Consider the following 14024-nt stretch of genomic DNA (forward strand, 5'->3'; position numbering starts at 1 on the left):
AAAAAAATAACCCTCAACAAAAAACAATTGAGGGCAAACAATGAACGAGATAAAGATCAAGAATAAAATAAGACTTACATTGTTGAGAATGTATTCATGATTATTCCACCAGAGATAATTAACCCCATTGCAAATACCGCAGGGAAATCTGGTTTTTGTTTATATAAAATCATAGAAACTAATGTCACACCAACAATACCAAACCCACACCATAATGAATAGGCTACACCTACAGGGATATACCCCATTGCACGGGTCAGAGCAAAATAACATAAACAATAGGCAATGATCACTAAAATAGACGGCCCTAATTTACTAAAGCTATTGGTTTTTTTAATCATTGAGGTTCCAGTTATTTCAGAACCAATCGAAAGTGCTAACCATAAAAATCCAGTAAACATAATTTTTCCCCTTAAATTTTAATTAATGAATGGCTTTATTATTGGTGGATAATAATGACTCTTTCGTTTCTTTATTTGGCTCTTCTGTATCTTCTTCATCTGCCCCCATTTTGGAGAACAGATTCATGATCACAATTCCACTGGCAATCACCGCCATACCGATCATTGCTGCGGTATCAGGGTGTTGCCCATAAAAGAGCATGCCAAGCGTAGATACCATAAGAATCCCAGTACCTGACCATGTTGCATACGCTAAACCTACAGGGATATATTTAACAGCTCGAGAAAGTGAGTAATAGCAAACAACATACAATACAACAATAAGAGCTAATAATAAGGACTTCGTACTCCCTTCACTATTATCAAACATTTTCAATGTAGAGGTTGCTGAAGTTTCTGAAATAATAACCGCCAGCATCCAAAGCCATGATTTTGCTTTAGGGGACATAGATAATACTCCTACAATAAATAGAAAAATTAGATTTAATTAATTTTGATATTTTATTTCTTTAAAGACTTTAAATAATCGATAGCTGAATCAGTTAATTTATTATCATTCGCAATATACCCTCCAGGGTTTTTCATTACTTCCTTTAAAGTAATATAGCGATTTTCTTGATGGTTATTTTTAGGTTTCAATTCTTGGTTAAAATTATTTATCAATAATTTACCTTCAATTTCATTTAGTGTATTAAACTCCACGCCTAATGAAATAAGTTTCGACATATTTTCTTTAATAACCCTATTATATTTTTTATTTTTATCTAAACCTAAAATTTGGTTGAGTTCACTTTCAGGGCAACAATGATGTTTCAATGCCAGCACAGGAATATTTTGTGCAAGCGCATGCAAAATCAGTTGGCTTTCTTCGCTGGTAAATAAGCCATTTGCAACTTCACCAACCACCTTGGCATCAATAAAAGGTAAAAATACACAGTGATAGTTTCCTAATGCATTTAGATGTAACGTATTTTTATCTAATATTGTTCCCAATGTTGCCCACTGTGCAAAATAAGGTGTTGCAGGCATTAATTGGGTGGCATAGAGCGAAAAAGAAACCGATAAAAATTGCGTTAACCGTTGGTAAATCGCCTGTTGGTAGCCTTCTACAGGGGATAACACCACAAGAACATGCTGGTTTAGTCGCCTTAATACCTGTTCAACTATCCGTTCAATCTGTTTTTCATTCACCTTGCCACCGTCCCTTAACCGACAATAAATACGCTGTCATTATTCCGCAGACCCGCTGCATTGGCTTCGTCAGTATCAATATGAAATTCAAGAGAAAAGCGCTCATCTACACGCACAACAACTTCATCAAATACTAAACGACGCTCACCTTCCGTACGAATATTGACCTTTTGTCCATTAACCACGTTTAATGCTCTAGCATCTATCGTATTCATATGAATATGTCGTTGCGCACAAATCACCTGAGATTCAAGGTTTGCATGACCAGCTGGGCCAATTAACAATGCACTACCTGAATCAATTAAATCCCCTGATTCCCTTACGGGTGCTTTAATCCCTAAAGCAAAACAATCGGCCTTCGAAACCTCTAATTGGCTTTTTGGGCGCACAGGGCCTAACACTCTGACTTTGCTGATTGAGCCTTTTGGCCCAACCACCATCACACATTCCTTCGCCGCAAATTGCCCTGGCTGCTTGAGTTCTTTAAATGGTGTGAGCTGGTAGCCCTTGCCAAATAAGGCTTCAACATCCTGCTGCGAAAGGTGTACATGGCGATTAGATACCCCCACAGGGATTGCTATAGCAGATTGCATTCTATTCGCTGGGTTGTATGCTGAAAGACGAGACAAAATTTTGCCCATCAATTGCTCATTCATCATGATTTTTTACCTTTGCGCAGGTCATTTTTAGGCTCTTTAATGCTATTTTCCGTTACCTCTGGCTCGGATTTGCCCTCAACCACAAGCTTTTCTTGCGTTTTTTCAGCTTGTTCAACGCTTTTTTCTAACTCGCCCTTTTTACTTTTTACTGTTAATAATTTTGTAATTACACTTTCTTCAGGGCGCGCAATCACAAGTGAGCCTACGCATAATTGGTTATCGCTGATCACCGCAATACCGTGATCAACGGCGGTGCGCACTGCGCTGATTTCCCCCTGAAAACAGACGGATACTAAGCCAGAGCCAATTTTACGGTAGCCGACAATTTCTACACTGGCGGCCTTACACGCCGCATCAGCTGCCTGTATCGCGGATGTCAGTCCCCGCGTCTCAATCACACCTAAACTTTTCATCTGTCTCTCCTACTTAGTGACGAACCAGTCGAATATCAAAATCAAACTGTTTAAAGAATGCTTCCAATTGATCGAGTTCTTCTGCGCTATAGGTTGGGTCTTGTTTTACGGGGTAAATCATGTCCAGTTTGTCGTATTTACCGCGTCCCAACTGGTGGTAAGGTAGAATATCAATACGTTTTACATTACCGCGTTTGGATAGCGCCATCGCGTATTCAATGGCCCCCGTGATTGCGTCATACGAATCGTTATACCCACGCACCAACGGCATCCGCACCACCACGTTTGCACCTAATTCAATAAGTCTTTCAAGGTTTTGGCGCACATTTTCGTTGCCAATACCAAAGATACTTTTATGCTGTGCGCTATCGATGTGCTTGATGTCATACAAAAATAAGTCAACGACTTGAGCGAGCTTTTCATAGTTAGCTAATGATGTTGTCCCTTGGGTCTCTACCGCGGTATTGATCATCATTTTTTTGCATTCACGCAGCAATTCAACGGCGAAATCGGTTTGTAGACTCATTTCCCCACCACCGATCGTGACACCACCACCAGAAGAAATATAAAAATCATAGTCTTGCATGATGATTTCCATCATTTCGGCAACCGTGACATCTTTACCCATAATGTCCAACGCACCGCCAATGCACACCTCTTCACACTTACGGCAACCAATACAATCAATGCTGCGATTAACACGGTGAATTTGTTCACCTTGTTCATTGGTTGTTTTGTAATGAATACCTGTTGGGCAAACATCGACACACTTACCGCAATTGACGCATTTATCATGGGAAAACATCACTTGAAACTGGCTGCTTAATCCCTCAGGGTTAGCACACCAAGGACAACGAATATTGCACCCTTTAAGAAAGATCAGCGTGCGAATACCATCACCGTCATAAATGGAATATTTTTGGATATTAAATATCCGACCTTTAATATCTGCCGCGCTCATCATCACACCTCAACACATTGAAAAATTTATCGTTTTTATTATGACGTGGCAGGTATGTTGCCATACCTGCCGATATCGATTTAGAACTTCTCAATCACGGTACGGCTAATAATTTCATCTTGAACTTCTTTGCAGAGTTCGACGAAGTAAGCACTGTAACCTGCAACCCTAACGATTAAATCACGATATTTTTCAGGTTCTTGCTGCGCTTTTTTCAGCATTTCGTTATCGACATAACTAAATTGCATTTGGCCATTCCCTAAAATAGAAGCCGTTCTTAGCAAAGTAATCAAGCCGTGGCGGCCTTCAGGCGTGTCCAACAAGCCTTTTAAGAACTTAAAGTTATGCACCATGCCAATGTTCATTGTTTCCACATTCATCTTACTGATGGATTTAATGATGGCAGTTGGGCCTTGTTTATCCGCACCTTGCGTTGGGCTGATACCATCTGATAATGGCATCCAAGCTAAGCGTCCATTCGCACTCGCTGCGGTTAATTCCCCGATTGGAGTATTATTCGAAATCGATAAGGTTCCGTGGCTAAGTGTGGAATACAACATGTCGTATTTGCGGCACTCGCGCTCTGTCCACTCCGTAATATCCAGCGCATACTGGTCGACATAGTTGTCATCGTTACCAAATTTTGGCGCGTTCAAGCAGTCGCGGCGCAGTTCGTCATAGCCTTCAAAGTTGGCTAATAGGCCATCACGTACTTGTTCAAGGGTATAGCGTTTGTCTTCATAAACCAGCTTACGAATTGCTGCCATTGAGTCGACGTAGGTTGCAAGACCAGAGAAAATCAAGCCTGGGCCGTGGTTAATCATCGCACCACCTGCGGCAACGTCTTTCCCTTTTTCCATACAGCCTTCCACCAGCAAAGACATTAATGGTTTTGGTGCAACATCACGGTGTACACGTTGGCTTATCACCGTACCGACCGCGGATAATCTGACGATATGAGCAATTTGTTGTTTCACGGCGCGGTCAAAATCTTCAAAAGTTCTCAAGTCGCGCAGTTCACCTGTGTCTAAGCCTTGGTAACTATCAAACAGCACCATGCGCCCACGGTTTAAGACAAACTCAATCGCGATTGGCCATTGGGTGTAACCTGTTGAGGTCCATTGATAAATTCGGCCTGATTTTTGAGGTTCAACGCAACCCATCAAGCAATAATCACGTGCATCTTCAAAATCAAAACCTTTACGTAACATCATTTTGATGTGGGAATCATCGAAGTGGCAGGCAGGGAAGCCCATGCCAGCTTTAACGACATCGACAATTTTTTCCATATACTTTTGTGGTGATTGGTTATGGATACGGCAAGCCAGTGATGGCTGGTACACCTTAACGAAACGCACCGCATCCATAATTAAATAAGTTAAGTCATTACACGCATCACCCCCTGAGCGTTTTTGCCCGCCTACCGTTAAGTTGATAAACGGCTGGTAACCCGCAAAATATTTCGCCCCTAACTCACTGGACATCCACATTAATTCAGCACATTTGATAATAAATGCCTGCATCATTTCCAGCGCTTGGTCTTGTGTTAAACGGCCTGTCTTGATGTCATTTTCATACATCGGCAAGCAATATTGGTCGAGGCGCCCTAAAGACAATCCCGTTTGGTTTTCTTCGATTTCAAACAGGGACTCCACCGTCCAAATGCTTTGTAAGGCTTCTTGCAAGGTCACTGGCGGGTTTGCTGGCACATTTTCATTTACTTGTGCGATAGTCAATAACTCTTCACGACGTTTTGAGTCTGTTTCTTTTGCGGCTAACTCACGAGCATGTTCTGCAATACGGTGCGCGTAAGACACAACACCTTCACAGGTTTCAATAGAAGCTTTGTAGAAATAGATGCGGTCGATATCCTCTGGGTTTTCCATGCTAAGCTCAGCCAGTTTCGCCTGTGCATCTGCTTTGATCCCATTCATACCTTTGGTGAATAACAAGACATCGTAGCCTGGGCAAGTATCACCCCCACCGTTGATTTGGTGATAAGACAAGTCACTAACAAACGTTTCACCACTGAATTCCCACACGCCCGCTTCACGGTATTGTGCTTCACAGATTTCATCTAATGAGCGACCTTCCCAGAATGGTGCAATATCTTCACGAATGACTTTTTTGTCTTCTTCAGAGATAACAAATGGGTCTTGTGGACGAGTGCTCATAGTGTCGAGCTCTTCGACTACCCAGCGCCATGCGATATCTGGGGAGAACGCACCCGCACGCGGCTTACCACACGGGTGCCCAACAATTAACTCTTCTGGTTGGATTAAGATTGGTGCGGTTTCACATGCGCGACGGAACGCTTTTGCACGCAGTAAAATCGGCGGCAAACCTGGGTTATTTTTGACAACGTCAGTAAAGGCTAAAGCGCGGTAGATAGAAACGCTTGGGCGCGCTTCTAAATAGCGGTTACGCAGGCGTTGCAAACGTGGGGTTAACCCTTCCATTACTTTAAATTCTGTCTCAGCTTGTGCAGACGGTGCAACATAGCTGGCGTTCGGCGCAGAATATTGTGGCTGCGTGCTTACTTGGCCGCAATATAAGCGAACTTTTAACCCATTATTGACGGCCATGATATTCTCATGAGCCGATAACATCATGGCGGATAGTTCGTTAATGCATACGTGAGGGTCGGTTAAATATACGCCGCCTTTCAGTGCATCAAACATAGGGTAACCATCCACCACTTTTGTCGAGCGCACTTCAGAAAGCTCAGCCAATTTCAGCCATAAACTTTCAACCACTTCATACGCTTGGGTTGGTGTTAAACGGCCTTGCTCGATATCTCGTTGATAGAATGGGTAAACCGCTTTGTCGAAGCCCATTGGATTAACGGCGTAGCTGCCGTTTTCCAGATGCAAAATAAGCTGCAATAAATAGAATGCTTGGCAAGCTTCTTTAAAGGTTTGTGCAGGTTTGGCAGGAACATTACGTAAAATCGCCGCGCTTTCTTGCAGTTCTAAACGGCGATATTGGTTTGATTCCACCGCTGCCATGCTTTCTGCTTTTGACGCGAGGGATTGTGCAAAATGAATTGCTGCATCACATGCATAAATTGCAGCGCGGCAATTATTTGCCTCATCAATACTATTACGACTGACTGCACTACCGATGTTTCTGACTCGGTTTTCCAATTGGGATTTAATTTCTAAAAAACCGATGTTCAGTACCGCTAAATAGTCAGGGGCATCTACTGTGCTGTCCCCTGCTAAGAAGGTGTAAATACTGTTGCTGTGAATTTCGTTTTCAGTGAAGAAAATCGCGCCACGCGGTGTGGACGATTGACTACCAATAATCAATTCATCTTGCGCAATAAACGCAGGGAAATGGCGGATAAATTCATAAAAGCGTTGAGCAGGTTTTATTGCCTGCGGTGCACCCGAGAGTTGGTTTTCCAGTGCTTCTAAAATGTTGGCACGTTCAGTAATAATTGAGCTATTGCGGGCACTTAAGCGTTCAGCCAGCATTTTTACGCGTGGGGTCAGAGCATATTTAGTCATGTTAGCCTATCCTGATGTTCGTTCTAGTTTGTTGTTCATCACCTAACAGCTTGCGGCTGTTAAAAAGATTGCCGATATAGCGTTTCAAGTTGCACTTGGTTCACATCCCGTGGATTGGTCGGAGTGCAACTATCACGCAGTGCTTGCCCCACCATTTCCCCTAAACGGGCGTTAAAATCGGTTTCATTAATGCCTGTGGCTTGAATGCCTTTTGGCATATTCATTTCATCTTTTAATACGTTGATTGCCATAATTAAGCTTTCAACGCCTTCACGTATTGTTGAAGCGGGTAAATTCAAGTTTTTCGCGAGATGAGCGTAACGTTTTGCGGCTTCACTATCACAACTCCCTTCTAATTCGGCATTAAATGCCACCACATGTGCCATCAATAGCGCATTGGCACGGCCGTGTGGAATGTGGAATACACCGCCTAATGCGTGGGCTAAACTGTGCGTGATCCCAAGTGAAGCATTGGTAAATGCCATTCCTGCGATGCAAGAGGCGTTATGCATTTTTTCGCGAGCAAGCAAATTGCCACCTTCGCGGTAGCAGTCAATTAGGTGACCGAAAACCAGCTGCACCGCTTTTTCCGCTAACGCATCAGAAAAATCAGACGCCGTGCGCGAAACATATGCTTCTAATGCATGGCAAAGCACATCCATCCCCGTATCTGCAGTAATCGACGCAGGCACAGATTTCACGAGAACAGGGTCGAGGATCGCCACATCGGGCAACATAAACTCATCCACTAGCACCAGTTTTTCAGAGTGGGACTTAATCACTGAAAATGAGGTAACTTCAGAGCCTGTACCGCTGGTTGTTGGGATTGCAATAAACTGTGGTTTTGCCCGATTGGCGTCGCTTTTCGTGTGCCATAAGGAGTAAATAATCGCTTTCGCCGCATCAATCACTGAGCCTCCACCCAGTGCAATCACCACATCGGGATATTGCACGTCCATGACTTTCATGCCTTTTACGATGGCTGAAATATCGGGGTCTGGCAGGACATCGTCATACATTGAAAACGCAATGCCTGAGTGTGTTAACCGACGAGTAACTTCCTCTGCTAAGCCAAATTTCACCATGGCTTTATCAGTCACGATAAAAGCCTGCTGAGCTTGCATTTGTGAGATAAAATCCAGTGCATTAGCACCAAATTGAACTCGCGGTTTAATGAGAAACTGGTTCATGCTGTTGTTTACTCCTTGGTATAAACCTTTTCAACAATGGCAACCACTGACATGGCTTTGTATTTGTCTTTGTTCAACGCGAAGTACGCTTCGGCTAACACAATGTCGTTGATACCTGCACCGACGCTATCTACCGCCACATACGTTCGGTCTTTCAACGGTTCAAGGTCATCCCCCAGCGCAGCGACCATCAATAAGTTGCTTCCGCTAAGTTCTTGGCATTTCTGCGTTGCGACAACATGTCCGATTACTTTTGCCAAAATCATGGTTTATACCGCCTTATTTCAATGAATTACTTATTTAGGCGACCGAGAACGGCCTTGATAATTTGCTCAACATTTTCCTCAGTGATATCACCTTGGGAAACCACCGCTTCCGTAATTGCCGCCGTACTAAAACGGTTGTCTGCTACATGAGAAACGGGTGCAGAAGCCGTCACTGGCTGACGAAAACGGTCATCATCTAAAATACTGATTTGCGATTGATTCACTGTGGTTGAAGCTGCAGGCTGAGCAACTGGGCACGGCTGTGGTGGCTGTCGTAAATCATCAATAGAACGCACGCCATAACCCACTTTACGAATGTTCAGTAAGTTCATTGGCCCGACGTTATCTGAACTCGAACCGCCACCGATTGCACCGCAACCTAAGGTTAATGCTGGCGTAATATTGGTTGTTGCTCCAATGCCCCCCAGTGCCGCAGGTGTATTAATCAAAATACGGTTAACGGGTTTTTCAAGGGAGAATTGACGAATGACATCTTCGTTTTGGGTGTGGATCACCAATGTGTGGCCTAAACCTTCATTGGTCAGCAAATCCACCACACGATGACAAGCAGATTGCCAATCTTCTTCGATATACATTCCTAAGATTGGGCACAGCTTTTCACGTGAATAGGGGTTTTTCGGTGAAACGGTGTCTTGTAAAGCAATAAGCACACGCGTATTGGCAGGTACGCTAAACCCTGCACGTTGGCTCAAGGTAATGGCATCTTTCCCAACTACTTCAGGGTTGATGGTGCCATTTGCCCGCAATAACATTGACGCCATACGCTTCGCTTCGTCTTCATTCATAAAGTAAGCGCCTTGCGCTAACAGCTCGCGGTGCACTTCGTTATAAATACAACGTTCGACGATAATTGATTGCTCTGATGCACAAATCACCCCGTTATCAAACGTTTTACTGGTGATAATGTCATTCACGGCTTGTTTGATATTAGCGCTACGCTCAATAAAGGCAGGGCCATTACCCGGACCGCCACTGATTGTTGGCGTACCCGATGCATACGCTGCACGCACCATGCCCTCCCCGCCAGTCGCTAAAATTAAGGAAACATCTTTGCTGTGCATCAGCTCTTTGGTCGCTTCAAGGGTCAACATTGTGACACCATCAACGATCCCTGCGGGTGCACCAGCTTCTAATGCCGCTTTTTTAACAATGTCTAACGTACGGAAACTACAGGCTTTGGCATTAGGATGCGGGGAGAAGACAATGGCGTTACCTGCTTTTAAGGCAATCAACGTTTTGTAGATGATGGTCGATGTCGGGTTTGTCGATGGCACCAATGCCGTGATCACCCCTAACGGAACGCCTACATCCATGACTTTGTTGACTTTGTCATCATTAATGATGCCAACAGTTTTGAGATCTTTAATGTGTTCATAGACACGCATTGAAGCGAAGGTATTTTTCAAGACTTTGTCTTGCCACTTACCAAAACCTGTCTCTTCATTGGCCATTTTCGCCAACTCTTCAGCGTGAAGAGCTGATTCAATCGCGATGTGTTTAACGATACTGTCGATTTTTTCCTGCGAAAAAGTCGCGAATACTTTTTGCGCTTGTTTCGCGTTTCTAACTAGCTCTCTTGCCAGTTGTCTGGATTGCAGATCTTTATCTAATGCAACCATGTCTTCCCCCGTATCGGAGCCAAAATTAACTAATTAACTTGTTGTTTTATTTACTTATCAGCCAACAACTTAGGCTTTGTGTTGCTGCGCAATTTTGCCGATATCGTTATGTGGTCTTGCGATAACACGTGATGTCACCACGGTGCCAACACGTTTTGCGGCTTCAACACCAGATTCCACTGCTGCGTTAACTGCACCAACGTCGCCTTTCACCATGGCAGTCACTAACCCAGAACCGACATTTTCATAACCAATCAATTCAACGTTGGCTGCTTTACACATAGCATCAGCGGCTTCAATACAGGCCACTAAACCTTTGGTTTCAATTAATCCAAGTGCTTCTTTCATAAGTAATTTCCTTTTTATTCCGAGACTTTATACTGGGCGACGATTTTCTGAATATCGCTGTGAGGACGAGCAATAACCAGAGATGTCACGACAGTGCCAACGCGAGAAGCAGACTCAACACCTGAATCAACCGCTGCTTTTACCGCACCGACATCCCCTTTCACCATTGCTGTCACTAAACCTGACCCAACATTTTCATAACCAATCAGCACAACATTTGCGGCTTTACACATCGAGTCAGCCGCTTCAATACATGCTACTAACCCTTGAGTTTCGATAAGACCTAATGCGTCACCCATGTTTTTTCCTCCGGAAAAAGTTATGCCTTATGTTTAATCACAATTTTGTTGATATCGTTATGTGGACGCGCAATGACCAGTGATGTCACGACTTCGCCAACACGCTGAGCAGATTCAACACCTGAATCAACCGCCGCCTTGACTGCACCAACGTCACCTTTAACCATTGCGGTTACGAGGCCTGAACCCACATTTTCATAGCCAATTAGCTCAACGTTTGCGGCTTTACACATTGCATCCGCCGCTTCAATGCAAGCTACCAGACCTTTAGTTTCGATAAGACCTAATGCATCACCCATTGTTGTTTCCTCCGAGAAGCCTTCTTCATTTTTCTTTACCGCGCTCTTTAAGTTGATGTGTCCGAATACATGTTTCTTGAAGAACCGAGGTAATCATTTACGCCAACAGTGTCTGCGCGGTGATTAATTGAACGCAGCCTTTGGCTTCAAATTCACTATAGAGGCGAAAAATAAAAACAAAATATAAATCCACAACATGAAGATACTTAGAATATTTAACTGATAATTAGATTTGGAAGACCTTTAATTCACACATCCATACTGAAAAAACGAAAAATTCACGTATCTGTCTGGTGAATAAAAAACACGAAAAATAGATTACGGATTAATCAGGTGGGATTGTTAACAGGATATTATTAAGCTGATACCAAGGGGTAATTTACACAATGATAACTGTGGGGTGGCTCACTGGCTTATAAGCTTTACTCGCAAATAAAGAAGCTCTTTTATATTAAGGTACTCAGGAAAAAGTGCTTGTCTGAGGCAAGCAGTTCACACTAAGAAGCCTGCGAATAACACTGAAGATATTGGGTATTTCAAAGAGAGTTAAAGACGGCTTGAAGGGGAAAATATGCAAAATGATAGGCCAGCGTTAATGCCCTAGCTCTGTATTTTATTAGTCAAATTTACTGCCAGGTTTTAATGTGCAGATATAAAGCGGGGAGTTAATTGAACTTAATAACAGCGCTTTATCATTCAGCTTTTGGGCATTAAGAAATAAGCCATCATGGCTATCTGACATTTCTCGCATAAAGTAGTCAAAAATCACATCGGGGGATTCATCTATGGAAGAGGCACTCGATTCCCATTGGCTAATATTATAATGACGCTCCGTCGGGGAAATGCGCTTGGTTGTATAATTAAATTTCACATAACGCTGTAAATACAACCATCCCGCTTTAGAATCTGTATAACCTTCAACCACAATTGACCCTTTACCATTCGCGCCAAAATTGAAGTGAATATTGCCATTAACGTTTTCATCTTTCATATTTTCAAAGCGCATGATGCCTTTGGTAGAACACACCATTAATCCATCTTGTTTATTGGAAAATAAAACCGATTGTGTGTAAACCACCACCACAATAAACAGCAAAGCACTCAGTAAACATAATACTTTCCCAGATATTTTCATGATGGCTTCCAAGAATAATAGAAATAGTTATCGCAATAGCTAAAAGGATTGTCTTCATTTACGGCACAGTGAGCTAAAAACACGCGGCCTAATCCATTAGTTTGTAATTTATCCCCATAAAAGAAAACGAATCGCTCTTTTTCTACACAGGCAAGGTTTAAGTTATTCCTCACCTTGTCAAAATTTTGCACATAATTTTGTGCGACGGTGCCATTAATCATTTTTTCATTTGAAAGCACATCGCAGTTAGCATGCTCCAGCATCGTCATATTAATCGGTTGAGATGGTTGATTTGATAAATAAGCCATAACTAATAACAAGATAGAGCACAGCAAAAATGCGCCACTGGCAAAATACCAACACATTTCTTTCTTTGCCTTTGTTAATGGCTCAGGGCTTTTAACGGGGGATATTGAGATTGTCTCTGATTCAATTAAGGGAGGGGCAATAATGGGGGATAATACAACTTCAGCGGCATCTATCTCACTCAAGTTTTTAATAAATTCAGCAGGGTGCATTTTAGCATCATTCAAACGCTCTAGTGTCACTGCTGAATTAAATTCCAATCTCCCTCTGGCCACCGTAATAATGATATTTTCAATGCCATACTGGCGAAATGCTTTTCTTAATAAACTTAAATATTGGTTTAAATTACTGTTGGATGAAACTAATCCATTATCATCCCACACGGCTTTTAATACATCATCACGGGATACCACGCCCCTATTTTGGATAAAATAATAAAGCAATGCATTGGCGGTAATAGACAATTGCGTATCCACCTCGTCTTCTTTCAAAGACAAAGTGCCATCAACTGCATCATATATAATGAAGGCATTGATTTTATATTTCACTGGCGCCCCATGTTTTTATTATATTAATGACGGTATTTTCGGTAGTTACCTATTTTTTAAGGCAGTTTTTCAAACGATATTTCCGTTAAACGGCTCACAATGGCATCACGCTCTTGTTTTGATAACGTTTCACCCTCTGTTAATGATGATAACCACAAGCCATCCGCACCATAACGCACTAGCGCCCCTAAATAGCTGTTATCAAAAGAATCACCTTTTGCTAAATGACCCAGCACCCAATCACGCCAACATTTGCGTAATACAGGCTCATTTGGCATAGCCAACGACAATAACGCGAGCTGAAAACTTTCATCTGATTCTTTAAGCTCACCGATATAGTGCAAATATGCACGGGAAAAACGCCCATAAGTATTGATGTCATTTTCCATAATGAAACTAATACGCTCATCCATAATGCTCAGTAATTGCAAAAATAGCGCATGGATAAGATCTTGCTTACTTGGGAAATGATGCATCAGCCCCCCTTTGCTGACACCCGCTTCCCGTGCAACCGCATTAAGGGATAATGCAGAAATGCCGTCCCTGCCAGCAATTATGCGAGCTGCTTTTAATAACTCCACTTGAAGTTTGACGGGATCTTTTTTTCTGTGCTGCGCTGTTTTGTTCATGCAATGGATGATACCGACCAGTCGGTATGTTTCATTTTGACCAAAATCAAGTAACCCTGTTTTGTTCAAGGTTAAATCAAAATAGTGGAATGGGACTCACAATATCTATTTTAGATAAGCCATAACCCTATAATTAGTTTAAAATTTAAAATTATTTTTGTATTTTAGTTTTACTAGTTTGGCTGATTTGCCATTTAACTTAGTTTTGCACCAGCTCGGGTTATGAT

The 14024-nt window shown here is 42.5% G+C and carries 16 protein-coding genes; all 16 read right to left on the reverse strand.

All coding sequences use genetic code 11. The features are described 5' to 3' along the window. Positions 1-74: 74 nt before the first annotated feature. Positions 75-401 (reverse strand): DMT family transporter, encoded by a 327-nt coding sequence (locus KDJ85_RS04290; RefSeq protein WP_206083448.1) that lies wholly within the window; start codon positions 399-401, stop codon positions 75-77. 22 nt (positions 402-423) lie between these two features. Then, a complete protein-coding gene (locus tag KDJ85_RS04295) occupies positions 424-849 on the reverse strand; it encodes a DMT family transporter (protein ID WP_225818607.1) in 426 nt (141 codons plus the stop codon). 53 nt (positions 850-902) lie between these two features. After that, positions 903-1592: a hypothetical protein gene (locus KDJ85_RS04300; RefSeq protein WP_225818608.1), complete on the reverse strand. Its 690-nt coding sequence runs from the start codon at positions 1590-1592 to the stop codon at positions 903-905. Between the two features lie 14 nt (positions 1593-1606). Continuing rightward, positions 1607-2251: a phosphate propanoyltransferase gene (locus tag KDJ85_RS04305; protein ID WP_225818609.1), complete on the reverse strand. Its 645-nt coding sequence runs from the start codon at positions 2249-2251 to the stop codon at positions 1607-1609. Next, complete coding sequence (locus KDJ85_RS04310; RefSeq protein WP_225818610.1) at positions 2248-2664, reverse strand: BMC domain-containing protein; 417 nt, start codon at positions 2662-2664, stop codon at positions 2248-2250. The genes KDJ85_RS04305 and KDJ85_RS04310 overlap by 4 nt, the downstream gene beginning before the upstream one ends. Positions 2665-2677: 13 nt before the next feature. Then, complete coding sequence (cutD, locus tag KDJ85_RS04315) at positions 2678-3628, reverse strand: choline TMA-lyase-activating enzyme (protein ID WP_225818611.1); 951 nt, start codon at positions 3626-3628, stop codon at positions 2678-2680. Positions 3629-3705: 77 nt separating this feature from the next. Continuing rightward, positions 3706-7137, reverse strand: coding sequence for a choline trimethylamine-lyase (gene cutC, locus KDJ85_RS04320; protein ID WP_225818612.1), 3432 nt, complete (start codon positions 7135-7137; stop codon positions 3706-3708). 59 nt (positions 7138-7196) lie between these two features. Beyond that, on the reverse strand, positions 7197-8327 hold the full coding sequence (locus tag KDJ85_RS04325) for a 1-propanol dehydrogenase PduQ (protein WP_225818613.1): 1131 nt from the start codon (positions 8325-8327) through the stop codon (positions 7197-7199). 8 nt (positions 8328-8335) lie between these two features. After that, positions 8336-8593 (reverse strand): EutN/CcmL family microcompartment protein, encoded by a 258-nt coding sequence (locus KDJ85_RS04330; protein ID WP_047757248.1) that lies wholly within the window; start codon positions 8591-8593, stop codon positions 8336-8338. Positions 8594-8619: 26 nt separating this feature from the next. Then, positions 8620-10233 (reverse strand): acetaldehyde dehydrogenase (acetylating), encoded by a 1614-nt coding sequence (locus KDJ85_RS04335; RefSeq protein ID WP_225818614.1) that lies wholly within the window; start codon positions 10231-10233, stop codon positions 8620-8622. A 69-nt stretch (positions 10234-10302) separates the two neighbouring features. Further along, positions 10303-10581, reverse strand: coding sequence for a BMC domain-containing protein (locus tag KDJ85_RS04340; RefSeq protein WP_006658501.1), 279 nt, complete (start codon positions 10579-10581; stop codon positions 10303-10305). Between the two features lie 14 nt (positions 10582-10595). Beyond that, positions 10596-10880 carry a BMC domain-containing protein gene (locus tag KDJ85_RS04345; protein WP_206083438.1) on the reverse strand — a complete coding sequence of 95 codons (285 nt, stop codon included), beginning with the start codon at positions 10878-10880 and terminating at the stop codon, positions 10596-10598. Positions 10881-10900: 20 nt separating this feature from the next. Next, complete coding sequence (locus KDJ85_RS04350; protein ID WP_004249182.1) at positions 10901-11179, reverse strand: BMC domain-containing protein; 279 nt, start codon at positions 11177-11179, stop codon at positions 10901-10903. A gap of 616 nt (positions 11180-11795) precedes the next feature. Continuing rightward, positions 11796-12314 (reverse strand): FidL-like protein, encoded by a 519-nt coding sequence (locus KDJ85_RS04355; protein WP_047757242.1) that lies wholly within the window; start codon positions 12312-12314, stop codon positions 11796-11798. Next, positions 12311-13168, reverse strand: coding sequence for a transcriptional regulator (locus KDJ85_RS04360; RefSeq protein WP_225818615.1), 858 nt, complete (start codon positions 13166-13168; stop codon positions 12311-12313). The genes KDJ85_RS04355 and KDJ85_RS04360 overlap by 4 nt, the downstream gene beginning before the upstream one ends. A gap of 56 nt (positions 13169-13224) precedes the next feature. After that, complete coding sequence (locus KDJ85_RS04365) at positions 13225-13797, reverse strand: TetR/AcrR family transcriptional regulator (RefSeq protein WP_225818616.1); 573 nt, start codon at positions 13795-13797, stop codon at positions 13225-13227. Between the last annotated feature and the right edge of the window lie 227 nt (positions 13798-14024).

This window comes from Providencia vermicola (genome assembly GCF_020381325.1).
In the GTDB taxonomy this organism is placed as follows: domain Bacteria; phylum Pseudomonadota; class Gammaproteobacteria; order Enterobacterales; family Enterobacteriaceae; genus Providencia; species Providencia vermicola.

Bases quoted from the DNA above. Each gene is read 5' to 3' on its own strand.
- KDJ85_RS04290 (WP_206083448.1), bottom strand. From the start codon at position 401: ATGTTTACTGGATTTTTATGGTTAGCACTTTCGATTGGTTCTGAAATA.
- KDJ85_RS04295 (WP_225818607.1), bottom strand. From the start codon at position 849: ATGTCCCCTAAAGCAAAATCATGGCTTTGGATGCTGGCGGTTATTATT.
- KDJ85_RS04305 (WP_225818609.1), bottom strand. From the start codon at position 2,251: ATGATGAATGAGCAATTGATGGGCAAAATTTTGTCTCGTCTTTCAGCA.
- KDJ85_RS04310 (WP_225818610.1), bottom strand. From the start codon at position 2,664: ATGAAAAGTTTAGGTGTGATTGAGACGCGGGGACTGACATCCGCGATA.
- cutD (WP_225818611.1), bottom strand. From the start codon at position 3,628: ATGATGAGCGCGGCAGATATTAAAGGTCGGATATTTAATATCCAAAAA.
- cutC (WP_225818612.1), bottom strand. From the start codon at position 7,137: ATGACTAAATATGCTCTGACCCCACGCGTAAAAATGCTGGCTGAACGC.
- KDJ85_RS04325 (WP_225818613.1), bottom strand. From the start codon at position 8,327: ATGAACCAGTTTCTCATTAAACCGCGAGTTCAATTTGGTGCTAATGCA.
- KDJ85_RS04330 (WP_047757248.1), bottom strand. From the start codon at position 8,593: ATGATTTTGGCAAAAGTAATCGGACATGTTGTCGCAACGCAGAAATGC.
- KDJ85_RS04335 (WP_225818614.1), bottom strand. From the start codon at position 10,233: ATGGTTGCATTAGATAAAGATCTGCAATCCAGACAACTGGCAAGAGAG.
- KDJ85_RS04340 (WP_006658501.1), bottom strand. From the start codon at position 10,581: ATGAAAGAAGCACTTGGATTAATTGAAACCAAAGGTTTAGTGGCCTGT.
- KDJ85_RS04345 (WP_206083438.1), bottom strand. From the start codon at position 10,880: ATGGGTGACGCATTAGGTCTTATCGAAACTCAAGGGTTAGTAGCATGT.
- KDJ85_RS04350 (WP_004249182.1), bottom strand. From the start codon at position 11,179: ATGGGTGATGCATTAGGTCTTATCGAAACTAAAGGTCTGGTAGCTTGC.
- KDJ85_RS04355 (WP_047757242.1), bottom strand. From the start codon at position 12,314: ATGAAAATATCTGGGAAAGTATTATGTTTACTGAGTGCTTTGCTGTTT.
- KDJ85_RS04365 (WP_225818616.1), bottom strand. From the start codon at position 13,797: ATGAACAAAACAGCGCAGCACAGAAAAAAAGATCCCGTCAAACTTCAA.